This is a genomic window from Flavobacterium granuli (assembly GCF_900129705.1).
In the GTDB taxonomy this organism is placed as follows: Bacteria; Bacteroidota; Bacteroidia; order Flavobacteriales; family Flavobacteriaceae; genus Flavobacterium; species Flavobacterium granuli.
This window is the reverse complement of record NZ_FQWO01000001.1, coordinates 425352-447647: the sequence shown is the minus strand read 5'-3', so window position 1 is coordinate 447647 and position 22296 is coordinate 425352. Positions and strand designations below refer to the sequence as shown.

Genomic DNA, 22296 nt, shown 5'->3' with positions numbered 1-22296 from the left:
AACAGGTTTGATTCACTTAATTATTCTAAATCCAGACGTTCTTGTTCTTTTTTCTCCGCCAATCGTTTTTCAATTATCGGATTAATCAATGTTTTTCGGGGTTTGATTTTTACAAAAGGAAAGAGTTTCAGATTGTGTTTCATTCTGTCATCTTTATTGGGGTATTTATTGGTTCCCAATAAAACTTCTTTTCCCGAATCAAAAAGTTCCTGTTCTTTGTCAGCACTTTCCTGAATTTTTCTTTTAATAATTCCTTCGTTCAATTGTTTCAAAAAACCACCGCTCGCTTCAATATCTTTGAATAAGGCCAATGCTTTTTCGGCTAATTGTTTTGTCAATGATTCAATATAATAACTCCCGTCAGCTGGATTATTTACCTTATCAAAATAACTTTCGTTTTTAAGAATCAACAGTTGATTGCGAGCAATTCGATCTCCAAATTCATTGTCTTTATGGTACAAAGAATCATAAGGCAAATTGGCAACGGCATCCGCACCTCCTAATATTGCCGACATAGATTCAGTAGTGGTGCGCAGCATATTTACATTGTAGTCGTATAATGTTTTGTTGCGTTTGCTTGGAGAAACCAAAAGATGACAATCGTGATTGTGATTGTACTCTTTGGCTATTGCATTGAATAATAATCGAAAGGCTCGCAGTTTTGCAATTTCAAAGAAATAATTCGTTCCCACGGCAATTTCAAAAACAATCGGCTGATTGATAATAGGAATTCTATTAAAATATTCATTGGCATGCGCCATGCTATAGGCAATTTGTTGCACCATATTGGCGCCTGCATTTTGATACAAACTCGAATCAACACTAATGACGGAGCTGTTAGGAATCGCTGTACATAGTGTGTTGAGTGAGTCGAAATTGTTTTTTTCGCTTGTAACAAACCAGTTGCCTTCGCGGGCCAATTGTCCAATGGGATCTATATTATAGAATATTTTCGCTTCTTTTTGTCTCGCAATACGATCTGTTTTTTGAACGAAATCGATTGAGAAAAAGTTGAAATTGAAGTAAACAGGCACCGTTTTTAAAGGAAGTTTTTCAAGAAGTGCACCGATGTCTGTGTTTTCGTCCTCAATAGTAAAACGAAGACTTTCGGCACCTCTATTTAGAGTGTCAAAAGCTCTTTCTACTGATTTATCGATATCAAAAACAAAAATGTTTTGGCAAATTTTAAAGTCTGTGGCTTTTGTGGTAACCGGAATCGATTTTGTAAATTCGTCTTTATGATAAAAAGGTTTAACCTTAATATCCTCTGGAGAATTCCAGATTAAGGTTTCATTATAATCCGCACCTTTGAGCTCAAACTGGATTTTTTGTTTCCATTGTTTGGAAGAAACGGGATCGAAATCTTCGAATAAATTACTGTTCATTTTGATTCTGATTTTAATAATTCCAGATTTATTATTTTTTTTCTATGCTGTCACCTTCAAACTCGATAATATAAATGTCCTCGCTGTCCTTTTTCATGTAGTACTTTTCGCGGGCATATTTTTCTATTTGTTCGGGATTTTTCAGCTGTTTAATTTGCTCTTCATCCTTCTTTATTTCTTGTTGGTAATATTCTTTATTATCTTCAAGTTCATTGATTTGATGATCCAAAATACGATGGTCAAAATAGGAATAGTTATCCAAGAAAAGCATCCAAGTGGTGAAAAACAGTAAAACCCAGATGTATTTGTTACTCATGAATTTAAACCAAGGTTTGTCTTTGTAAGGATTTTTCATAAATTTTGTTTTTTAGCTCTGCTATTCCGGTTGTCACTTGAAGTGAATAAAAGAATTTACGGGAAAGTCTCCTAAAAATTGGAATGTTATAAAATTACAATAAATTATAGAATTTTCTGATTTATTACCGCACGAACCACATCAATTGCAACAGTGTTGTATTTGTCATTAGGAATGATGATGTCGGCAAATGCTTTGGTAGGTTCAATAAATTGTTCGTGCATCGGTTTCAAGGTGGTTTGGTAACGGTTCAAAACCTCGTCCATATCGCGGCCACGATCGGCAATATCGCGTTTTAAACGGCGAATTAATCTCTCGTCAGAATCTGCGTGAACGTAAACTTTAATGTCAAAAAGTTCTCTCAGTTCGGCATTTGCCAAAATCAGAATTCCTTCAACAATCATTACTTTTCTGGGATGTGTAAAAACAGTATCGTCTGTTCTGTTGTGGGTCACAAAAGAATATACAGGCTGATGTATGTTTCTGTCGGCTTTTAATTCCTTCAGATGTGCAACCAATAATTCGAAATCAATCGCGCGCGGATGATCAAAATTGATTAGTGCTCTTTCATCAAATGATAGGCCGTGGTTTTCTTTATAGTAGGAATCTTGCGAAATAATACCAACTTCCGCTTCCGGTAATTCATTCATAATCTGATGAACTACGGTTGTTTTTCCGCTTCCCGTTCCACCTGCAATTCCTATAATAAGCATATAATATTTTGTTATAATTGATAGGGCAAAAATAGCAATTTTATTGGGAGCTAATTTTGTTTTTTTTTATAAAATATTTAACTGAATTGCTAGTCAGGCTGAGGAGCTGATCCAGCTATACGTTTCAAGTTTTTTGCTCTAAAACTTTTTTTCTAATGCCCTGAAAGGAGCTTCCGTTGGTCACTCTTTCGGGACAAGAAAAAATAGTTTTTTCGCTGCACAACTTTTCACTGCTATCTGGGCTAGGGCAGATGTTCCATAGATGAAAGAAGTTTTCCTGTTTTCAGCATCTTTTTTAGTAATCAAAAAAAAGAGGAAGCCCTTTTGAGGCTCCCTCTTCTAAAAAAAAAAAAAATCAGATCTTAATTATTTATGCTAATCAAGGGTTGAAAGTTATGATTGTTTATGATAATTAATTTGTCATAAATATATCGCTCCTCTGGAGCTTTGAATCTATTGAATTATACTTTCTATAGCTATTTCGCTCCTAACGGAGCTTTTTTTATATGAGCTTTATGCATTATAAGCTCCAGAGGAGCGACATATTTAAAGAAAAGTATTTAAGATTTGTGAAAAAGTCCCAGAGGACGGCATATAAAACCAACCCTTGATTCGCATTATTTATTCTTTTTTGCTTTTATCATCATTTCCAGCTGATCCCAAAGTTCTTCCGGAATAGCTTCCAACAAATTGAATTGTCCGGCACCTTTAAGCCATTCGCCACCATCAATAACGACCACTTCTCCGTTGATATAAGCAGAGAAATCAGATACCAAATAGGCAGCTAAATTAGCTAACTCTTGGTGGTCTCCCACCCGTTTTAATGGCACTTTTTTGGACATATCAAATTTTTCGGCTAAATCACCCGGTAATAATCGGTCCCAAGCTCCTTTGGTAGGAAATGGTCCCGGAGCAATGGCATTGGTACGTATACCGTATTTAGCCCATTCTACGGCAAGGCTTCGAGTCATGGCTAGAACACCTGCTTTGGCAGTAGCGCTTGGCACAACATAGGCTGAGCCGGTCCAGGCGTAAGTGGTGACAATGTTCAACACAGTGGCTGATGTTTGTTTAGTATCGATCCAATGTTTTCCAAAGGCCAATGTACAGTTTTTAGATCCTTTAAGGACAATATCAATTACGGTATCAAAGGCATTGGCTGATAATCTTTCGGTTGGTGAGATGAAATTTCCAGCGGCATTGTTCAATAAAACATCTACTTTTCCAAAGGTTTTCAATACCGCTTGCAGCATGTTTTCTACTTCTTCATAATGACGCACATCGCATTGTAGAGGCAAACAACTGCCTCCGGTTTCGGCTTCTAATTCTGTTGCCGTATTTTTTAATTTTTCTAAATCTCGTGATGTAATGGCGACTTTGGCACCTAATTCCAAGAAGTATTTGGTCATTGCTTTTCCTAAGCCGCTTCCGCCTCCGGTAACCACAATTACTTTTCCTTTTAGGGCGTCATCGCGTAGCATTTTATCGGTATAATTCATGTCGTTTCTTTTTTTTTAATTGTAAATATAGGAAATAAATATTATGCATGCATAATAAAAAAAATCAATTTGTCAAATGGCGCAGAGTTTTTGAGCCGCTTCTTCTAATGTGGCATTGTCCTTTGCGAAGCAAAAACGAATTAAATGCAAATCTTTCCTATCAGCATAAAAAGTAGAGATGGGTATTGCCGCTACGCCGTGTTCTATAATTAATCTTTTGCAAAAGTCCACATCATTTTCATTTGAAATGGCCGCATAAGAAGCTACTTGAAAATAGGTTCCTTCAGAAGGCATTAATTCAAATCGGCTTGTTTGGAGTAATTCTCTGAAATAATCTCTTTTTTTCTGGTAAAAACCTCCAATTTCATCAACAGAAACGAAGTCTAAATAATTGCTAATTGCCACTTGAGAAATACTATTGACGCTAAAAACTAAAAATTGGTGTACTTTTTTGATTTCTGTCATCAGATATTCTGGAGCTATAAGATAGCCCACTTTCCAGCCCGTAACATGAAATGTTTTGCCAAAAGAAGAAACCATGATACAACGATTTAAAAGATTAGTTCGTGTATGAGCTGAAAGGTGTTTTTTCTCAAAAGTGATGTATTCATAAACTTCATCAGAGAGTAAAACTATATTGGGGAATTTTAGCAATAGCTTTTCTAAGGCTTCAAAATCTGTTTGGGTTAAAATTTTCCCTGTTGGATTATGAGGATTGTTAATGATTATCATTTTGGTTTTTGACGAACAGGCTTTCTCTATCCTTGTCCAATTTGGGGTGTAATCATCATTTAAAGCTACGCGTACGGGAATCGCATTACTTAATAAAACGGGAGCTTCATAGCAATCATAACTGGGATCTAGAATAATTACTTCGTCATTCATTTGTACCAATGCTTGAATGCTGGCGAAGATTCCTTCTGTAGCGCCTGCCGTGACCAATATTTCGCTTTCAGGTTGAATAATTCTTCCATAGGATTTCTCGACAAGAGCGGCTATTTTGGACAATAAAGGCGTGTAGCCAGCCATAGGAAGGTATTGATGCACGTTTTCTTTGGCAAGTTGAGCTACAATATCAGTTAAACGTTCGTCAACGGGGAAATTGGGAAATCCTTGCGAAAGATTAATGGCGTTGTATTCGACAGCCATTTTAGACATTACCGTAAAAATACTCGTGCCAATATTGGGAAGTTTAGACATACCTTTTTTTTTATTGATCTAAAAGTAAGTAAAAGCTTCGGGTTGAGAAAATCTTTGTGGGGGGATTTATCAAAAACTGAAGCACTTCATTTCAGCGCTTCAGTCTTGTTTTGATTTATTTAGCCGGTTTTGGCATATCAGAATTGGCCATATCTCTGATGCAAATGTATTTGCCGTCTTTTTTCTCAAAGAGACTGATGAAATTTCCGCTCATCATTTTTGTGTTTGTCGAATCCATAACTTGGTATGCGCCAATTTCCACCACTTGATTTCCGTCATTTGAGACATGAACTTCATTGGTTTTAAAGGCTATTTTTGCTCCTTTAGGAAAATTGTTTAATTCTTCTTTTATTGATTCGTGAATGGCTTTTTTGCCCATCATAGGCATTTTTCCATTAGAATAACTGATGGCGTCATCAGAATAATACATGATTCCATCAGCATTTCTCTCATTAAAAGCTTTGGCAAAGCCATCTTCCATGGCTTGAATTTCAGTTTTTACTCCTTCTAGGTCAACAGCAACCATGGGAGTCTCTTTCTTTTGGCAGGCAATCATCAAAGTGATAATCAGCAGCACTAATCCTCCTTTAAAAATCTTGTTTTTCATAATTGTATTTGGTTTTAAATTTAATTAAGAATAATTTTTTGGAGATTAAGGGAGAATAAATTTAAGTATAATATATTGATAGTTAGTTATTTTTGTATTATTTTTTTAAATTAAACAAAAAAAAACCAGAGAATTACTCTTGTTAAAGTGTAATCTTCTGGATAGAATAAAAGCTATTTGTAAAATTTTAAAGTTTACATTTTATGAATAATAAAAATAGTAGGACGTTTGTGTAAATCGATAGTCTCTTTTTTCCAAGCTGCAATTTTCTTAGTCTTGATGTATTCTGTAGGCAAGGTAATATCAGTTGCGATACATAGATGGGTATCGGGATGTAAAGTCTGTAATAAATCTTCCAGTAATTTATTGTTTCGATATGGAGTTTCGATAAATATTTGGGATTGATTTTTTTCAAATGATATCCTTTCTAAGCTTTTGAAACTGGCTTTTTTTTCGTCTTTCTCAATGGGTAAATAACCATGAAAAGTAAAACTCTGTCCGTTCATTCCAGAAGCCATCATAGCCAATAGGATAGAGGAAGGACCAACTAATGGAACAACTTGGATGCCTCTTTCATGGGCTAGTTTTACGATTACCGCACCAGGATCAGCGACACCTGGACAGCCCGCTTCACTCATTAATCCCATATTTTTACCTTCCAATAAGGGTTTAATAAAATCAAGATGTTCTTTAACTTCGGTGCGTTTGTTTAAGGTGAAAAGAACTAATTCAGACTGTTTTTTTTCTGGACTAACTTCTTTGATGGATTTACGTGCCGTTTTGTCGTTTTCGACAATATAATGATCAATGAAATCAATGGTTCTTTTTACTGTTTGTGGTAAAACATCCATTGGGTCACAATCGCCCATAGTAGTGGGGATTAAATAGAGTTTTCCTAGAAGAGTGTTTGGTTTCATTGGGATGTGTTTTATTCTAATTATAAGATGTAAAGGCTAAGTTGAAAGCTGAAGGCGATTGATTTAGGAGTAAACATTGATGGAAAACGAGAATTATTGATGTTTTGCGATTAGTTTTTTGGCTATAATGTCACAAACTTCGTCCAGCATTTTGTACACAATTTCAAATCCATTTGGTAATCCAAAATAAGGATCAGGAATATCTACATTTTCATCAGGGAATAATTCGTTCAGAATCATCTGAACTTTGGCTTTTTGTTCTGGGGTTTCTGATAATTCAATTACATTGTCGTAATTGGATTGATCCATAACATAGATGTAGTCGTAGATTTCAAAATCTGATTTTTGAAAATGTTTCCCTTTTTGATTGGAAATATCAATGTTGTATTTTTTTGCTGTAGCAATAGAACGCGTATCAGGTGGCTGGTTTATGTGCCAGGAACCTGTTCCGGCAGAGTCTACTCTGAATTTGTCTTTTGGAAGTTTTGAGGCTAAAATACCTTCGGCCAAAGGCGATCGGCAGATGTTTCCCAAACAAACCATTAGAATTTTTACAGACATGATGCTCTTATAGCGTTAATTTTTTATGGATATCTTCAACGAATTTTTTAAATTGTTTGTCGGTAGCCACTAAGTTGTCAACAGTTTTACAGGCATGCAAAACAGTAGCGTGATCCCGATCTCCAATTTGGGAACCAATATTAGCCAAAGAAGCTTTTGTAAACTTTTTAGCAAAAAACATAGCCAGTTGTCTTGCCTGTACTACATGTCTTTTTCTGGTTTTGGATTGAAGGGTTTCTATATCCAATTGGAAATAATCCGAAACGATTTTTTGAATATAATCGATAGAAATCTCTCTTTTGACATTTTTGACAAACTTTTCAACAACGCTTTTTGCCAGCTCGATAGTAACTTCTTTTTTGTTGAAAGAAGATTGGGCTATCAAAGATATAATTGCTCCTTCAAGCTCACGAACATTAGATTTTATGTTTCGAGCTACATATTCTATGATTTCTTCCGGAATCTCCACACCATCACGATAGAGGATGTTTTTCAGGATCGAAATCCTGGTTTCATAATCCGGTTGATGCAACTCAGCTGATAATCCCCATTTGAAACGAGACAGTAAGCGTTGCTCGATATCCTGCATGTCAACGGGTGCCTTGTCAGAAGTCAAGATAACTTGTTTTCCATTTTGATGTAAATAGTTGAAAATATGGAAAAACACATCTTGGGTTCCCGATTTTCCGGAAAGGAATTGCACATCATCGATGATTAAAACATCGATCAATTGGTAGAAATGAATAAAATCATTTCGGTTGTTTTTCTTTACCGAATCAATATATTGTTGCGTGAAAATTTCAGCTGAAATGTATAAAACTGTTTTTTCAGGATATTTGTCTTTTATTTCGACACCTATAGCGTGTGCTAAGTGGGTTTTACCCAAACCTACACCACCAAAAATCAATAAAGGATTGAATGATGTTCCTCCCGGTTTATTGGCTACAGCCATACCGGCAGAGCGCGCTAAACGGTTAGAATCTCCTTCAAGGAAATTGTCAAAACTATAGTTGGCATTTAATTGTGATTCAATTTTTAAGTTTCTGATTCCTGGAATTACAAAAGGATTTTTTAATTCGGGATCCAGATTTTTAAAAGGAGCATCAACATTTTGGGGTTTCATTGGAGCCCTGTTGGCACTTGGCAATTGTTCCGTAAAAGGTTGTTTGTTGCCATAAGTGTTTTCCATTTTGATTTTATAAAGTAACTTCGCGTTTTTACCAAGTTCTTTAGTTAGTGCCACTTTTAATAATTTCACATAATGTTCTTCTAGCCATTCGTAGAAAAATTTACTAGGAACTTGAATGTACAAAGCGTTATCGGTAAGTTCAACTGATTTGATCGGTTCAAACCAAGTTTTGTAAGCTTGATCTTGAATGTTGTCCTTAATAAAAGACAGACAGTTTTCCCATACTGATTGAGCAGTTTTGTTCATAAATTCTATTAAATTATTTTTTTTAGTAATCGGCGTCTTATTAAATAAAACTAAAAAAAGTCTTATTTTTCGGGGTAACAAATATGTGAACAATTTTCTGTAAAAAAAAATTATTAGGGGTTGATTATGTAGAATTATTGTCGTAAGTAGGTAAAAAGGCGTTTGTTTTAATGTTAAATATACAAAAAATAAGATGAAAGAACATGAATTTACAGTAAGGGTAAGGTATTCAGAAACGGACCAAATGGGGGTAGTTTATCACGGAAATTACGCGCAATATTTTGAGATGGGACGCGTGGAATGGCTTAGAAACCTTGGGGTTTCCTATAAATGGATGGAAGAAAACGGTGTGATGCTTCCGGTGGTTTCTTTGAGTATGAATTATAAAAAACCGGCACGGTATGATGACTTGCTGACGGTGAAAACTATTTTTAAAAGCCAGACTTCGGTCAAGATAGAATTTGATTATGAAATCTATAATGAGAAAAAGGAGTTATTAACAATTGCCCATTCAACATTGGTTTTTGTAGACATGAAAACGGGGCGTCCTACGCTTCCTCCGGAATATGTAAAGGAAAGACTTTTGGCAATGCAGGATTAATAAAAAAATAAGCAATTATTCTTTTATTTTAATATCAATTTCAAACAAAGAATTAAAGATGTCGAAGATCATTTCGGCATTTTTTTTTCTTGTTTTTATTTCAATTTTGCCAATAGCTAATCCATTTTCTTCATTTAGCTCCATTTCCTGAGCTACGATTTCCAGCTTTTTTTCTTTGATTACACGCATGACTTTATTCATGTTTTTGTAGTCAAATGTAATCAGATAATGAACGTCGATTGTTTTTTCAATTATTTCACAACTTTCAAGTGTTAATTGAGCTGTTGTTTTGTAAGCGGAGATTAAACCGCCAACGCCTAGTTTTACGCCACCAAAAATCCGAACCACCACAATTAATGTATTGGTTAGGGAAAACGACTGAATTTGGCCATAAATAGGCATTCCGGCACTATTGCTTGGTTCTCCGTCATCATTGGCTCTGTAAGAAAGGGTGTCGGTGCCAATTTGGTACGCATAACAAAAGTGCCCAGCATTGGGATGTTGCTTTCTCAGAACATCGAGAATTGGTTTTAGCTCTTCTTCTGATTCAATAGGGAAGGCGTAACCAAAAAATTTGCTGTTTTTTTCTTTGAATAGTACTTCTTCTGAAGGAAATGCAATGGTATTGTAAGTGTCTTTAATCTCCAAGGGATGTTGTTATATTATATTTTTTTCAAACAGATCCACAACATCTTCTTCTCCTACTTGAAGGTTCCAGATATTCATGCCCAGTGAAAGTGCGGCATCTGTATTTTCTTTTTTATCATCAATAAACAAAGTGCGCTTGGCTTGCAGGTCGTGTTTGTTTAAAACATGGTTGAAAGTTTCGGCATCGGGTTTTCTCATTCCCATTTCAAAAGAGAAATAGACTTTTTCAAAACATTGATAAAAATCACTGTAGAAAGAAACTCCGTTTTTTTGCTCGAAAGTTTCGATATGAATGGAATCAGTATTGCTCAATAAAAACAGGCGGTATCTTTTGGAAAGCATCTGAAGGAATTCCAATCGGTACAATGGAAAATCCAATAAAATCGAATTCCAGGCCTGCTGAATTTCATCGATTGTGGCTTTTGGCACGTGTTTTTGAATGCCTGAAAGGAATCCTTCTTTTGAAATTTTGCCTTTTTCAAAAAGGATATTCAATTGGTTCAAATCGTCATTCCATTCGGATAGGCCTATTTTTTTGAAACGGTCAACGGTCGTTTCTTTGTCTAAATTGATAAAGACATCTCCAAAATCGAAAATAATGGCATTAATCATGGTTTCTGGATATTATAAGTTCATCTCGATCAATCCAATGTTTTTTGAATTGCTTTCGGGCTAAAATTGGCGCCTTTATGCCATCTCCCAAGATGGAATTTCCAATAAAAACACGTGCTTCGTCCCAAAGGTTTGCATCGATAAACGTTTGTAATGTTTGGCTTCCGCCTTCAATAATTACAGACTGAATTTGATGTTTGAAAAGCAGCTTTGTAAGTTGTGGCGCTATATTTTGCTCGAAATCAATACTTTCAAAGATAGTGTTTTTTGAGTCTGCGTCAGTTATTTTTCCGCAAATAATGACTGTTTTGGTTTGATTATCAAATATATGGTTGGTTTTTGGGATTCGATTGTTTTGATCTAAAATCACCCGAACAGGATGGTTCCCAGTCCAGTCTCTTACATCCAGTTTTGGGTTGTCCTCCAGGGCTGTTTTGGTTCCTATCAGAATGGCTTGTTCCTCGCTTCGCCATTTATGGACTAGTTGTCTGGAATAAGGATTAGTTATCCAAACCGGTTTTTTCTCACTACCATATTGTTCTTTGCGGGAAATAATATTTGGAGCGATAAAGCCGTCCTGACTTTCTGCCCATTTCAAAATCAGGTAAGGTCTTTTCTTTTGGTGAAATGTAAAAAAGCGTTTGTTGAGTTCGTTGCATTCGTTTTCAAGGACGCCAACAGTCACCTTTATTCCGGCTTCGATCAGTTTTCTGATTCCTTTGCCCGCTACTTTTTCATTGGGGTCAACGGTTCCTATTACTACGTTTGGAATTTTATTTTGGATAATTAAATCGCAACAGGGCGGTGTTTTTCCAAAATGGCTGCAGGGTTCCAGACTGACATAAATAGTTGCTTTTTGTAACAGCGATTTGTCTTTTACAGAATGGATTGCATTTACTTCGGCATGGGGTTCACCGGCTTTTTTATGCCAGCCTTCCCCTATGATTTGATCGTTGTAAACAATTACGCTACCCACCAAAGGATTAGGGTAGGTGGTTCCTAGACCATTTTTGGCGAGTTCGATGCAGCGTCGGAGGTATTTTTCATGTATTTCCACGATACAAAAGTAGTATTTTTGAATCTAGCTCCGAAACTTCAGCATTAGTTTTAAAACTTTCGATAATAACAATAAACAATCTCTATTTTTGTAATCGAAAAATTAGCATCTAAAAACAATGGAAAATTGGCTTATTAGAAAAATTGAGAAAGAAGATAATCAACAAGTAGCGCAATTGATACGCGCTGTTTTTGATGAATTGAATATTCCAAAAGTAGGAACGGCTTATGCAGACCCTTATTTAGATTTCATGTTTGAGGAATACTCCAAGCCAAGATCAGTTTATTATGTGGTGGAATTTCAAGGCAAAGTTGTAGGAGCTGCCGGAGTGGCTCCGCTTGAAAACGAGGATCCAAGTATTTGTGAGTTGCAAAAAATGTATTTTCTACCACAAACCCGAGGTTTGGGAATTGGAAGTCAGATGATGGCTAAATGTCTGCAAAGTGCCAGAGATTTTGGTTTTGAAAACTGTTATCTCGAAACCATGCCTTTTATGAAAGATGCTCAAAAGCTTTATAAAAAAGTGGGATTTGAATACATAAATGCTTCATTGGGAAGTACGGGGCATACCTCTTGTCCGGTTTGGATGCTGAAAGATTTAAGATTGTAGATTAACGAATTTCGATTTTTTAGGATTTGAAATCATCTGTTAAGTCGGACTTATCCATCTGTCATTAATTATTCCATCTATAAAATTAAAGAATGAAAATCAAAGAATATCGAAGTCAATTTATTCAAGAACTTGCGCCAATTTATGATGCTGGGGAAGCTGAGAGTTTTTTCTATTTGATATTGGAAGAAAAACACCAACTGAAGAGAATTGATTTGGCACTGCAGCCTGATTTGGTTTTTTCTGAAGAAGAAATCAAGGTTTGGAATGCTATTTTGTTACAGTTAAAAAAGGAGATTCCGATTCAGTATTTATTGGGAAAAACCAGTTTTTATGGTTTGGATTTTGAAGTTAATGAAAATGTTTTGATTCCAAGACCTGAAACCGAAGAATTGGTGGATTGGATTTTAGAAAGTCAAAAGTCAAAAGTCGAAAGTCCAATTTTAAAGATTCTGGACATTGGAACGGGAAGCGGCTGCATCGCGATTTCATTGGCAAAGAATATTCCGAATGCCCAAGTTTATGCGATCGATGTTTCTGAAAAAGCATTGGCTACGGCCCAAAGAAATGCCAAACGCAATGAAGTAAATGTGACTTTTATCAATCAAAACATCTTAGAAACATTAGATTTAGGACAGGAATTTGATATTATTGTTTCGAATCCGCCTTATGTTCGAAATCTTGAAAAGCAGGAAATCAAAAAAAATGTGTTGGATAACGAACCTCATTTGGCTCTTTTTGTAGAGGATAATGACGCTTTGATTTTTTACAGAAAAATAGCCCAATTGGCCCAAAAAAACCTAAGGACAAATGGACAGTTGTATTTTGAAATCAATCAATATTTAGGCAAAGAAATGATCGAGCTACTTGAAGAAATGAATTTTAAAAACCTGGAGTTACGCAAAGATATTTACGGCAATGACAGGATGACGAGAGCAGTTGTCAGTTAGTAGTGAGCAGTTTTCAGAGTTTTGTTTTTGCTATTTCAAACTTGTATAAATCAGAAATTATAAAAATACCAAGTGCTAAATTTGAAAAGCAATAAAGCGTAGTTATTTCAAATGAAGTGAAAAATTCTCTAACATTGTTAGAAATTACAATGTATGTTAGATAAATAATAGAAAGCGTTATATTAGAAAATCCCGAAAAGATATAAAAGAAATTGTCTTTGTGATTTAAATTTCTGAGGTAAGAAAATCGTAAAAAAATATTTATAACGGCTAGTCCAATCGTAAATATTGCAGAAATAAAAAAGTCAAACATCAATGTCAGTCCTGGCATAAATGAGTGATCAGTATAATAATCAAAGAAAATGTACACACTCCAAATAGTTGATATAAAAAACGTAATTGCTAGATTTTTATAGTATTGTTTTGTCATGAATTTTTAAATCTAAATTCTGGTTCTGCCTTCTAAAATCTGCTTTCTAATTATTCGTATCGCAAAGCTTCGATCGGATCGAGCTGCGAGGCTTTTATCGCTGGATATAAACCGGAAACAATAGCGACCATAAAGCTGGTGAAAAAAGCAGCCAAGATGGCGGTCCAAGGGATTACGAATGCAAAGTCCATCGCTGTTGCAATCCCAAAACCAATCAGGATTCCAAAAATGATTCCCGCTAATCCGCCCAACTGACCAATGAGCAAGGTTTCTATGAAAAATTGAAAGGCCACGGTGGTTTTCTTGGCGCCCAATGCTTTTCTGACGCCTATTTCACGAGTTCGCTCTGTTACCGAAACAATCATAATGTTCATCAAAGCAATAGAAGAACCCAACACAGTGATAATTCCGATGAGCCAGGAAGCCAGTCCCAGGTATTTGGTGATACTCAGGATTCGGTTAATTAAATCATCACTTCGCACCACACCAAAATTATTGTCTTTTATCGGGCTTAGTTTACGGACTCTGCGCATGGTGCTGTTCGCATTATCAATGGCTTGATCCAGTACTTCCTTTTTAGCAACCATGACACTTATGGTATAATTTATTCTAGGTGCTGTAAATAAAGATCGGGCTACCTGAATGGGAATTAAAACCCTTAAATCCTGACTATTACCAAAGGTCGAGCCTTTTTCTTTTAATACGCCAATAACTTTAAATTTTGCGCCTCGAATCGAAATGGTTTTGTCAATAGGGTTGATGTCTTTTAATAATCCTTTTTCAAAATCAGAACCTACAATGCAAACATAGGAATTGTTGTCAATGTCAAATCCGGTAAAGTTGCGCCCCAAGCTGGTTTCTAAACCGGAATTAGTGATGAAATGCTCATCAACCCCAACAACTGAAATTTCAGGATCTGTTTTTGTGGCTTCATATTTTACTTCCGCTTTGGATGTTGCGGTAAACGAAAGTGAAGTTTCGGTAAAAGGATATTTGTATTTGTTTTTGAAAGCGACCGCTTCAGGATAGGAAATAATAGGATTTATGATTTCTCTCTCGCCACCGCCACGTCTTCGAGTACTGTTTTCGTATTGGTTGATGTTGAAGGTGTTGGCTCCCATAGAAGCAAAATCTTTGGAAAGGGTATTTTCTAAAGCCGAAACGACTGTTAAAATACCAACCAAGGCCGTTATTCCTATCGCAATAATTACGATGGTAAGTACAGTTCTTAGCATTTGCGTTCTTATTGAACCAATAGCAATACGGACATTTTCTTTGAATAAATTTAGCATCATAGCAGTTTGACACGAAAATACAATTTTTGTTACAAGTTTGCTTTCGAAGGAGTAATTTTTTATTTTAAAAATAAGATATTTGCAATCAAAATTTACGATTAACGTCCCGATAGTTATCGGGATTGCTTTCCGATTAGTTCTTTTGAGAACGAGCGCGGGAGCTAAAATTCCAAATGATCTAAAAATCCAATAAAAAATGGCATCAAAACCGAGCATACCTAAAGGAACAAGAGATTTTTCGCCAGCCGAGGTGGCAAAACGTCAGTATATCATCCAAATCATAAAAGATAATTTCGAGAAATTTGGCTTTCAACCTATAGAAACCCCTTCTTTTGAAAATTCCGAAACCCTGATGGGGAAATACGGCGAAGAAGGAGATCGTTTGATTTTTAAAATTTTGAATTCAGGAGATTATTTGGCGAAAGCCAATGCGGCTCATTTGGAAAGCAAAGACAGTACTAAATTGACGGCAAGTATTTCAGAGAAAGCCTTGCGTTATGATTTGACAGTTCCTTTTGCGAGATATGTAGTGCAACACCAGAATGATATTGAATTTCCTTTTAAAAGATACCAAATTCAGCCGGTTTGGCGTGCTGATCGTCCGCAAAAAGGACGTTTTAGAGAGTTTTTTCAATGTGATGCCGATGTGGTAGGATCGAAATCGCTGTGGCAGGAAGTAGAATTAGTACAATTGTATGATACTGTTTTTACGACTTTGGGGTTAGAAGGGGTGACAGTTAAAATCAACAACCGAAAAATATTATCCGGAATTGCCGAAGTAATTGGAGCATCAGACAAATTGATTGATTTTACCGTGGCTTTGGATAAACTCGATAAAATAGGCGAGGATGGCGTAAAAAAAGAAATGATCGAAAAAGGAATTGCCGAGGAAGCTATTGCAAAAGTGCAGCCTTTGTTTAATTTCACGGGAAGCATTTCGGAAAAAATAGAGAAATTATCACAGCTTTTATCCGCCTCAGAAGAAGGAATAAAAGGAGTTGAGGAGTTGCGATTTATATGCGATAAGGTGATGAATTTAGGATTGTCATCTGCAATTTTAGATTTAGATGTAACCCTTGCAAGAGGTTTAAATTATTATACCGGTGCCATTTTTGAAGTGGCTCCGCCAAAAGGAGTGGCCATGGGATCCATTGGCGGTGGGGGAAGATACGATGATTTAACCGGTATTTTTGGATTGAAAAACATGAGCGGCGTTGGGATTTCTTTCGGACTGGATCGTATTTATCTGGTTGTCGAAGAATTGAATTTGTTTCCGGAAACCGTTACTGCAACCTCTAAGGCTTTGTTTATCAATTATGGTGATAAGGAAGCTTTTTATGCGATGAAAGCAATTAAGGATTTGAGAGCTGCTGGGATAAAAGTGGAATTGTATCCTGATAATGCAAAATTAGCCAAGCAGTTTCAACATGCTGATAGACGCCATATTCCTTTTGCTGTAATTGCAGGAGATAAGGAAATGGAATCGAATACGTATTCGCTTAAAAATTTAGTGACAGGAGAACAGCTTTCGGTTGATTTTGAGACTTTAAAGAATAGTTTGTCTTAAGATAATTTTTCGGTCAATAAAAAAAGCTTTGTTTTAAAAACAAAGCTTTTTTTAATATAAGGTACTGATGAATTAATAATTATTATAGCGAACAACCTTAAATTCTTTTTTGAAAAATTAAATCTAAAATGATTCAGTAACAAACATAAAAATAATCAGGGTAAGATAGTCATAATATTTTATTAAATTTTAAACTATGAAAAAAATAATAATTTGAAGTGCTTCTTGAGAATAATTTCGAATCTAAAAAAAAGAATGACAATTTGACATTTTACAAGAATTGGCAGTACTTTTGCAATCCAAAGAAAAGTGTAAAAAATGAAGTTTAAGAATATTTTTAAAAATACAAGTACTATGACTACTGATAATACAGAAATCAATCAAGAGATAGAGGATGCTACGACATTAGAGCAAAATGCAAATGCAGAGCAAAGCGGGATTGATGAATTAAGTGTTGAAGAACAATTAGCACAAGACTTAGCTAAAGAGAAAGATAAGTATTTGCGTTTATTTGCTGAATTTGAAAATTACAAAAGAAGAACTTCAAAAGAACGTATCGAATTATTTAAAACAGCGAATCAAGATGTTTTAATGTCGATGTTGCCAGTTTTAGATGATTTTGACAGAGCCATTGTTGAAATTGCTAAATCAGAAGATGAAGCGATGATGAAAGGGGTGGAGCTTATTCATGAAAAATTAAAAAGCACATTGGTAGCTAAAGGTTTAGAGCAAGTTGATGTTAAGGCAGGTGATGCTTTTAACGCTGATTTTGCCGAAGCAATTACACAAATACCGGCTCCAAGTCCTAAATTGAAAGGTAAAATTGTTGACGTTATTGAGAAAGGATACAAACTGGGAGACAAAATTATTCGTTTTCCAAAAGTGGTAACAGGTCAGTAATATCATGTGAAGATGTGATTTTCGCATCTGTTTCCTATATCGTATAGAGACGTGATGCGTTTGCGTCAGTACATTCAAAAGTATAATAATGAAAAAAGATTTTTACGAGATATTAGGTGTTTCAAAAAATGCTGATGCAGCAGCGATAAAGAAAGCCTACAGAAAGAAAGCCATTGAATTTCATCCTGACAAAAACCCTGGAGACAAATCGGCAGAAGATAAGTTCAAAGAAGCCGCTGAGGCTTACGAGATTTTAGGCGATGCAGAGAAAAGAGCAAAATACGACCAATACGGTCATCAGGCTTTTGATGGTTCAGGCGGATTTGGCGGTGGTCATGGCGGCATGAACATGGATGATATTTTCAGCCAGTTTGGAGATATATTCGGTGGTGGTTTTGGCGGTTTCGGCGGAAGCAGAAGCGGTGGCGGAGTACGTCGCGCCAAAGGAAGTAATTTGCGTATCAAAGTGAAATTAACTTTGGAGGAAATTGCTAATGGAGTAGAAAAGAAAGTTAAAGTAAAACGTAAAGTTCAGGCTCCCGGAGTAAGTTATAAAACCTGTTCTACTTGTAATGGACAGGGTCAGGTAATGCGTGTGACCAATACCATTTTGGGAAGAATGCAGTCGGCTTCTACTTGTCCTACTTGTGGCGGATCGGGTCAAATTTTAGATAAAAAACCATCCAATGCGGATTCGCAAGGGATGATTCTAGAAGACGAAACGGTTTCTATAAAAATTCCGGCCGGTGTTGTTGACGGTATGCAATTGAAAGTTTCCAATAAAGGAAATGATGCGCCAGGAAACAGTATTCCAGGAGATTTAATTGTGGCAATCGAAGAATTAGAACATGAATTCTTGAAACGCGAAGGAGAGAATTTACATTATGATTTATATGTGAGTTTCCCTGAAGCGGTTCTGGGAGTTTCTAAGGATATTGAGGCAATCAATGGTAAAGTAAGAATCAAATTGGAAGAAGGAATTCAATCCGGTAAGATTCTTCGACTAAAAGGAAAAGGAATTCCTAGTATCAATGGATATGGTAGCGGAGATTTACTGGTACATGTAAATGTTTGGACTCCAAAAACATTGAACAAGGAACAAAAACAATTTTTCGAGAAAAACATGACCGACGAAAATTTTATTCCTAATCCTGAAAAATCAGACAAGTCCTTTTTTGAAAAAGTGAAAGACATGTTCTCTTAAACAGAAAACAGTATTAATCCCTTTTTATTAAAATACAAATTCCCATCCTTATAAAAATGAGGATGGGTTTTTTTATGCAACAATCGCAAGCATTTCGCTACTAATTATTTACTTTTACACCCGCAAGGCCACAATGGCCTAACTGAAGAAGCAAATTCAAAAATTCAGCATGAGTACCTTATTAGAAGTCAATAAAGTCGTAAAGCAATATGGTGATTACGTAGCGCTCAACGAAGTTTCATTAACCGTTCCCCAAGGCAGTATTTACGGACTTTTAGGTCCTAACGGAGCCGGAAAAACGTCCCTTATTCGAATCATAAACCAAATCACCTTACCCGATAGCGGCGAAATCATTCTTGACGGTGAAAAGTTGCAAGCCAAACACGTACAATACATTGGTTATCTTCCCGAAGAAAGAGGATTGTACCAAAGCATGAAAGTGGGAGAGCAATGCTTGTATTTGGCACAAATGAAAGGATTGTCTAAGGCTGAGGCTAAAAAACAATTGGAATATTGGTTTGACCGATTGGGAATTCAAGGTTGGTGGAACAAGAAAATCCAGGAACTTTCTAAAGGAATGGCACAAAAAATCCAGTTTGTGGTCTGTGTGTTGCACAAGCCCAAGTTGTTGATTTTTGACGAACCTTTCTCTGGTTTTGATCCGGTAAATGCTAACATCATCAAAGACGAGATTCTGGCATTAAGAGATCAAGGCGCTACCATTATTTTCTCTACACATCGAATGGAAAGTGTGGAAGAACTTTGTGATCATATTGCGTTGATCCACAAATCGAATAAACTGATTGAAGGCAGGCTCGAAGATGTCAAAAGAGAATTTAAGACGAATAGTTTTGAAGTGGGGATTCTATCGGATAATGTTGAAGGACTGATGTATGATATCACTCAGAAATTTACCGTAGGGCCGGCTAATTTTAAATCACTGAACAAGGAGTTGAAACTCGAAATTCAATTGGGGAATTCCTTGCCTAATGAATTGCTGCATGTGTTGACACAACGCGGACAAGTAACCCATTTTGTGGAAAAAATCCCAAGTGTAAACGATATTTTTATTCAAACCGTTAGTAAATAATATAGGATTCGGATGGTTGTTTTTTTATTTTAAAAATCAAAAAACAGCACTCAATAATCAAAATAAGAAGCAAAATAAATGAGCATTGTATCACTAATCATAAAGAGGGAGTTTATTGCCAAGGTGCGTAATAAATCCTTTATTGTAATGACATTTTTAAGTCCGTTATTGTTTGTGGCAATAGCGGCTTTTGTGGGTTATTTAAGCTCCATGAAAGCAGATACCAAGCGGATTGCCATCCATGATGAATCAGGACTTTTTGTTCAGGAGTTCATTTCGCAAAATAAAAATAAAAGTGACTATAAATACCTTGATTTATCGTTGATAGACACTAAGTTTCTAAAGGATAGCATTACAAATGAAAGTTACGAAGGATTATTGGTGATCCCAAAAACAACGGATGCGGCTGATTTGGAAAGTAAGATTCAATTCATTTCGAATAACAGTCCAAGTATTTCTTTTATCGAAAGTGTGCAAAATACAATTGCCCAAAAAATAACTAAACTCAACCTTGAAAAGGCGCATTTAGATACATTGGCTATCAAAAAGGCACAATCAAAAGTCAGTATTAGTTTAGCCAAAGCCTCGGGAGAACAAAGCGTAAAAGGGCTTAATGAGATAAAAATCGCCATTGGTGGCGGTTTTGGTTATCTGATCATGATGTTTATCATTATCTACGGAAATATGGTGATGCGCAGTGTTATCGAAGAGAAAACAAATCGAATTATTGAGATTATTATTTCATCAGTTAAACCGTTCCAATTGATGATTGGTAAAATTATTGGAACCTCACTGGCGGGAATCCTTCAGTTCTTTATTTGGGCGGTAATAGGACTTTCTTTAATGTTTGCTGCTTCTATATTTTTTGGTGTCAATGTGGGGCCAACAGCCAAAGTACCGCCGGAATTAATGCAACAAGCCCAACATGAATTTGCCGGTACCGCTCAGATGTATATTAAAGAGTTGTGGAATTTGCCTATTGCAAGTATTTTGATCGGTTTCGTTGTTTATTTTATAGGAGGTTATTTTCTATACAGTTCTTTTTATGCAGCCATCGGTGCGGCGGTAGACAATCAAACGGATTCACAGCAGTTTCTGTTACCTATTATTATGCCATTGATGTTGAGTGTTTATGTTGGTTTTTTCAGTGTAATGAGTGACCCCAATGGGACAATAGCGGTAGTTTTTTCGATGATTCCGCTTACCTCGCCCATTGTCATGCTGATGCGAATTCCTTTTGGCGTACCTTTGTGGCAAATTGCAATATCAGTAACCTTATTATTTGCAACTTTCTTTTCAGTAGTTTGGTTTGCTGCCAAAATATACCGAGTAGGAATATTGATGTACGGTAAGAAACCCACTTGGAAAGAATTATACAAATGGCTTAAATACTAATAAAAGGTATAGTTTTTGATTTTTCAGAGCCAAATAAATTAAATGTAGATGAGTAAAATTTTAATCATAGAGGATGAAGCAGCAATTCGAAGAGTATTGACTAAAATACTTTCGGAAGAAAGCGACAGTTATCAAGTAGAAGAAGCCGAGGATGGTGTAGCCGGTTATGAGAAAATAAAAAACAACGACTATGATCTGGTTTTGTGCGACATTAAAATGCCCAAAATGGATGGCGTTGAATTGCTTGAAGCAGTAAAAAAAATAAAACCCGAGATTCCAATGGTGATGATTTCCGGTCATGGCGACATGGAAACGGCCATTAATACCATGCGTTTAGGAGCTTTTGATTATATTTCGAAACCGCCGGATCTCAACCGATTGTTGAATACGGTCAGAAATGCATTAGACAGAAAACAGCTTGTAGTAGAAAATAAGATTTTAAAGAAAAAAGTCAGCAAAAACTACACGATGATTGGCGAAAGCGAAGCCATCAATCACATCAAAGTGATGATTGATAAAGTAGCTGAAACAGAAGCGAGAGTCCTTATCACGGGACCCAACGGAACCGGTAAGGAATTAGTGGCGCACCAATTGCATGAAAAAAGCGCGCGCGCCAGTTTCCCGTTGATTGAGGTGAATTGTGCTGCAATTCCTTCTGAATTGATCGAAAGTGAACTGTTTGGCCATGTAAAAGGTGCTTTTACATCGGCGGTGAAAGATCGCGCCGGTAAGTTTGAAGCAGCAGACAAGGGAACTATTTTTCTGGATGAAATTGGTGATATGAGTCTTTCGGCTCAGGCCAAAGTTTTACGCGCTTTGCAGGAAAGCATGATCACCAGAGTAGGTGCCGACAAAGATATAAAAGTAGATGTTCGTGTCATTGCGGCAACCAATAAAGATTTGAAAACGGAAATTGCCGAAGGTCGTTTTCGAGAAGATTTGTACCACCGATTAGCAGTGATATTAATAAAAGTGCCTTCGTTGAATGAAAGACGGGATGATATTCCAAAGTTGATTTCCCATTTTGCCGAAAAAATTGCTTCTGAACAGGGAAATGCCTTGAAGAAATTCTCTGCTGATGCCGTTAAATTATTACAGGAATACGATTGGACGGGAAATATACGTGAGTTGAGAAATGTGGTGGAACGTTTGATTATCCTTGGCGGAAGCGAAATTTCCGAAAATGATGTCAAGCTGTTTGCTTCCAAATAATTAAAAAATAAATTTAATGATTTAAAAATTTAATGATTTAAAGATTCAGCTTT

Annotated in this window: 22 protein-coding genes; 9 read left to right on the top strand and 13 right to left on the bottom strand. The window is 36.1% G+C overall.

Annotation, left to right across the window (positions count from 1 at the left end):
* Positions 1-20: 20 nt before the first annotated feature.
* From BUB25_RS01935 to dnaA, 9 genes are all read right to left on the bottom strand, one after another.
* Positions 21-1385 (bottom strand): methylmalonyl-CoA mutase subunit beta, encoded by a 1365-nt coding sequence (locus tag BUB25_RS01935; protein ID WP_072939010.1) that lies wholly within the window; start codon positions 1383-1385, stop codon positions 21-23.
* Between the two features lie 31 nt (positions 1386-1416).
* Positions 1417-1740: an FtsB family cell division protein gene (locus BUB25_RS01930; protein WP_072939007.1), complete on the bottom strand. Its 324-nt coding sequence runs from the start codon at positions 1738-1740 to the stop codon at positions 1417-1419.
* A 104-nt stretch (positions 1741-1844) separates the two neighbouring features.
* Positions 1845-2453 (bottom strand): uridine kinase, encoded by a 609-nt coding sequence (udk, locus tag BUB25_RS01925; protein ID WP_072939004.1) that lies wholly within the window; start codon positions 2451-2453, stop codon positions 1845-1847.
* A gap of 617 nt (positions 2454-3070) precedes the next feature.
* The gene (locus tag BUB25_RS01920; RefSeq protein ID WP_072939000.1) at positions 3071-3952 is read right to left on the bottom strand and encodes an SDR family oxidoreductase; all 882 of its coding nucleotides are present in this window, start codon (positions 3950-3952) and stop codon (positions 3071-3073) included.
* 72 nt (positions 3953-4024) lie between these two features.
* On the bottom strand, positions 4025-5152 hold the full coding sequence (locus tag BUB25_RS01915) for a methionine aminotransferase (protein ID WP_072938978.1): 1128 nt from the start codon (positions 5150-5152) through the stop codon (positions 4025-4027).
* A gap of 115 nt (positions 5153-5267) precedes the next feature.
* Positions 5268-5759: a YybH family protein gene (locus tag BUB25_RS01910; RefSeq protein ID WP_072938975.1), complete on the bottom strand. Its 492-nt coding sequence runs from the start codon at positions 5757-5759 to the stop codon at positions 5268-5270.
* Positions 5760-5953: 194 nt separating this feature from the next.
* Positions 5954-6676 carry an SAM-dependent methyltransferase gene (locus tag BUB25_RS01905; RefSeq protein WP_072938972.1) on the bottom strand — a complete coding sequence of 241 codons (723 nt, stop codon included), beginning with the start codon at positions 6674-6676 and terminating at the stop codon, positions 5954-5956.
* Positions 6677-6769: 93 nt separating this feature from the next.
* Positions 6770-7237 (bottom strand): low molecular weight protein-tyrosine-phosphatase, encoded by a 468-nt coding sequence (locus BUB25_RS01900; protein ID WP_072938968.1) that lies wholly within the window; start codon positions 7235-7237, stop codon positions 6770-6772.
* 7 nt (positions 7238-7244) lie between these two features.
* A complete protein-coding gene (gene dnaA, locus BUB25_RS01895; RefSeq protein WP_072939759.1) occupies positions 7245-8672 on the bottom strand; it encodes a chromosomal replication initiator protein DnaA in 1428 nt (475 codons plus the stop codon).
* Positions 8673-8865: 193 nt separating this feature from the next.
* Between dnaA and BUB25_RS01890 the strand changes: the two genes are divergently transcribed.
* Positions 8866-9273 carry an acyl-CoA thioesterase gene (locus BUB25_RS01890; protein WP_072938964.1) on the top strand — a complete coding sequence of 136 codons (408 nt, stop codon included), beginning with the start codon at positions 8866-8868 and terminating at the stop codon, positions 9271-9273.
* A gap of 15 nt (positions 9274-9288) precedes the next feature.
* Here the strand turns inward: BUB25_RS01890 and BUB25_RS01885 are convergent, their stop codons facing one another.
* Genes BUB25_RS01885 through ribD form a run of 3 tightly spaced genes read right to left on the bottom strand, consistent with a single transcriptional unit; the run spans position 9289 to position 11590 of the window.
* Positions 9289-9921 (bottom strand): IMPACT family protein, encoded by a 633-nt coding sequence (locus BUB25_RS01885; RefSeq protein WP_072938961.1) that lies wholly within the window; start codon positions 9919-9921, stop codon positions 9289-9291.
* Between the two features lie 9 nt (positions 9922-9930).
* Positions 9931-10533: an HAD family hydrolase gene (locus BUB25_RS01880; RefSeq protein WP_072938958.1), complete on the bottom strand. Its 603-nt coding sequence runs from the start codon at positions 10531-10533 to the stop codon at positions 9931-9933.
* Entirely contained in the window at positions 10526-11590 is a 1065-nt protein-coding gene (gene ribD / locus BUB25_RS01875; protein WP_072938955.1) for a bifunctional diaminohydroxyphosphoribosylaminopyrimidine deaminase/5-amino-6-(5-phosphoribosylamino)uracil reductase RibD, read from the bottom strand. Before ribD ends, BUB25_RS01880 begins: the two co-directional genes overlap by 8 nt.
* 118 nt (positions 11591-11708) lie before the next feature.
* Here ribD and BUB25_RS01870 point away from each other — a divergent pair, with 118 nt between their 5' ends.
* Entirely contained in the window at positions 11709-12200 is a 492-nt protein-coding gene (locus tag BUB25_RS01870; protein ID WP_072938952.1) for a GNAT family N-acetyltransferase, read from the top strand.
* A gap of 92 nt (positions 12201-12292) precedes the next feature.
* A complete protein-coding gene (prmC, locus tag BUB25_RS01865; protein WP_072938949.1) occupies positions 12293-13150 on the top strand; it encodes a peptide chain release factor N(5)-glutamine methyltransferase in 858 nt (285 codons plus the stop codon).
* 480 nt (positions 13151-13630) lie between these two features.
* Here the strand turns inward: prmC and BUB25_RS01855 are convergent, their stop codons facing one another.
* Entirely contained in the window at positions 13631-14875 is a 1245-nt protein-coding gene (locus BUB25_RS01855; protein ID WP_072938943.1) for an ABC transporter permease, read from the bottom strand.
* A 196-nt stretch (positions 14876-15071) separates the two neighbouring features.
* Here BUB25_RS01855 and hisS point away from each other — a divergent pair, with 196 nt between their 5' ends.
* The 6 genes from hisS (at position 15072) to BUB25_RS01825 (ending at position 22243) form a co-directional block, all read left to right on the top strand.
* The gene (hisS, locus tag BUB25_RS01850; protein ID WP_072938940.1) at positions 15072-16442 is read left to right on the top strand and encodes a histidine--tRNA ligase; all 1371 of its coding nucleotides are present in this window, start codon (positions 15072-15074) and stop codon (positions 16440-16442) included.
* Positions 16443-16760: 318 nt separating this feature from the next.
* Positions 16761-17342: a nucleotide exchange factor GrpE gene (locus tag BUB25_RS01845; RefSeq protein WP_072938938.1), complete on the top strand. Its 582-nt coding sequence runs from the start codon at positions 16761-16763 to the stop codon at positions 17340-17342.
* A gap of 88 nt (positions 17343-17430) precedes the next feature.
* Positions 17431-18546, top strand: a complete 1116-nt coding sequence (dnaJ, locus tag BUB25_RS01840) for a molecular chaperone DnaJ (protein ID WP_072938935.1) — start codon at positions 17431-17433, stop codon at positions 18544-18546.
* Between the two features lie 169 nt (positions 18547-18715).
* Positions 18716-19636: an ABC transporter ATP-binding protein gene (locus BUB25_RS01835; RefSeq protein WP_072938931.1), complete on the top strand. Its 921-nt coding sequence runs from the start codon at positions 18716-18718 to the stop codon at positions 19634-19636.
* 78 nt (positions 19637-19714) lie between these two features.
* The gene (locus BUB25_RS01830) at positions 19715-21031 is read left to right on the top strand and encodes an ABC transporter permease (protein WP_072938928.1); all 1317 of its coding nucleotides are present in this window, start codon (positions 19715-19717) and stop codon (positions 21029-21031) included.
* A gap of 48 nt (positions 21032-21079) precedes the next feature.
* Positions 21080-22243 carry a sigma-54-dependent transcriptional regulator gene (locus tag BUB25_RS01825; RefSeq protein ID WP_072938924.1) on the top strand — a complete coding sequence of 388 codons (1164 nt, stop codon included), beginning with the start codon at positions 21080-21082 and terminating at the stop codon, positions 22241-22243.
* Positions 22244-22296: the final 53 nt, after the last annotated feature.

Coding starts and splice junctions, on each gene's coding strand:
- prmC (WP_072938949.1), top strand. CDS start 12,293: ATGAAAATCAAAGAATATCGAAGTCAATTTATTCAAGAACTTGCGCCA.
- BUB25_RS01920 (WP_072939000.1), bottom strand. CDS start 3,952: ATGAATTATACCGATAAAATGCTACGCGATGACGCCCTAAAAGGAAAA.
- BUB25_RS01890 (WP_072938964.1), top strand. CDS start 8,866: ATGAAAGAACATGAATTTACAGTAAGGGTAAGGTATTCAGAAACGGAC.
- BUB25_RS01935 (WP_072939010.1), bottom strand. CDS start 1,385: ATGAACAGTAATTTATTCGAAGATTTCGATCCCGTTTCTTCCAAACAA.
- BUB25_RS01845 (WP_072938938.1), top strand. CDS start 16,761: ATGAAGTTTAAGAATATTTTTAAAAATACAAGTACTATGACTACTGAT.
- BUB25_RS01880 (WP_072938958.1), bottom strand. CDS start 10,533: ATGATTAATGCCATTATTTTCGATTTTGGAGATGTCTTTATCAATTTA.
- BUB25_RS01825 (WP_072938924.1), top strand. CDS start 21,080: ATGAGTAAAATTTTAATCATAGAGGATGAAGCAGCAATTCGAAGAGTA.
- BUB25_RS01910 (WP_072938975.1), bottom strand. CDS start 5,759: ATGAAAAACAAGATTTTTAAAGGAGGATTAGTGCTGCTGATTATCACT.
- BUB25_RS01905 (WP_072938972.1), bottom strand. CDS start 6,676: ATGAAACCAAACACTCTTCTAGGAAAACTCTATTTAATCCCCACTACT.
- dnaA (WP_072939759.1), bottom strand. CDS start 8,672: ATGAACAAAACTGCTCAATCAGTATGGGAAAACTGTCTGTCTTTTATT.
- BUB25_RS01930 (WP_072939007.1), bottom strand. CDS start 1,740: ATGAAAAATCCTTACAAAGACAAACCTTGGTTTAAATTCATGAGTAAC.
- BUB25_RS01870 (WP_072938952.1), top strand. CDS start 11,709: ATGGAAAATTGGCTTATTAGAAAAATTGAGAAAGAAGATAATCAACAA.
- BUB25_RS01855 (WP_072938943.1), bottom strand. CDS start 14,875: ATGATGCTAAATTTATTCAAAGAAAATGTCCGTATTGCTATTGGTTCA.
- udk (WP_072939004.1), bottom strand. CDS start 2,453: ATGCTTATTATAGGAATTGCAGGTGGAACGGGAAGCGGAAAAACAACC.
- BUB25_RS01830 (WP_072938928.1), top strand. CDS start 19,715: ATGAGCATTGTATCACTAATCATAAAGAGGGAGTTTATTGCCAAGGTG.
- BUB25_RS01900 (WP_072938968.1), bottom strand. CDS start 7,237: ATGTCTGTAAAAATTCTAATGGTTTGTTTGGGAAACATCTGCCGATCG.
- hisS (WP_072938940.1), top strand. CDS start 15,072: ATGGCATCAAAACCGAGCATACCTAAAGGAACAAGAGATTTTTCGCCA.
- BUB25_RS01915 (WP_072938978.1), bottom strand. CDS start 5,152: ATGTCTAAACTTCCCAATATTGGCACGAGTATTTTTACGGTAATGTCT.
- BUB25_RS01835 (WP_072938931.1), top strand. CDS start 18,716: ATGAGTACCTTATTAGAAGTCAATAAAGTCGTAAAGCAATATGGTGAT.
- dnaJ (WP_072938935.1), top strand. CDS start 17,431: ATGAAAAAAGATTTTTACGAGATATTAGGTGTTTCAAAAAATGCTGAT.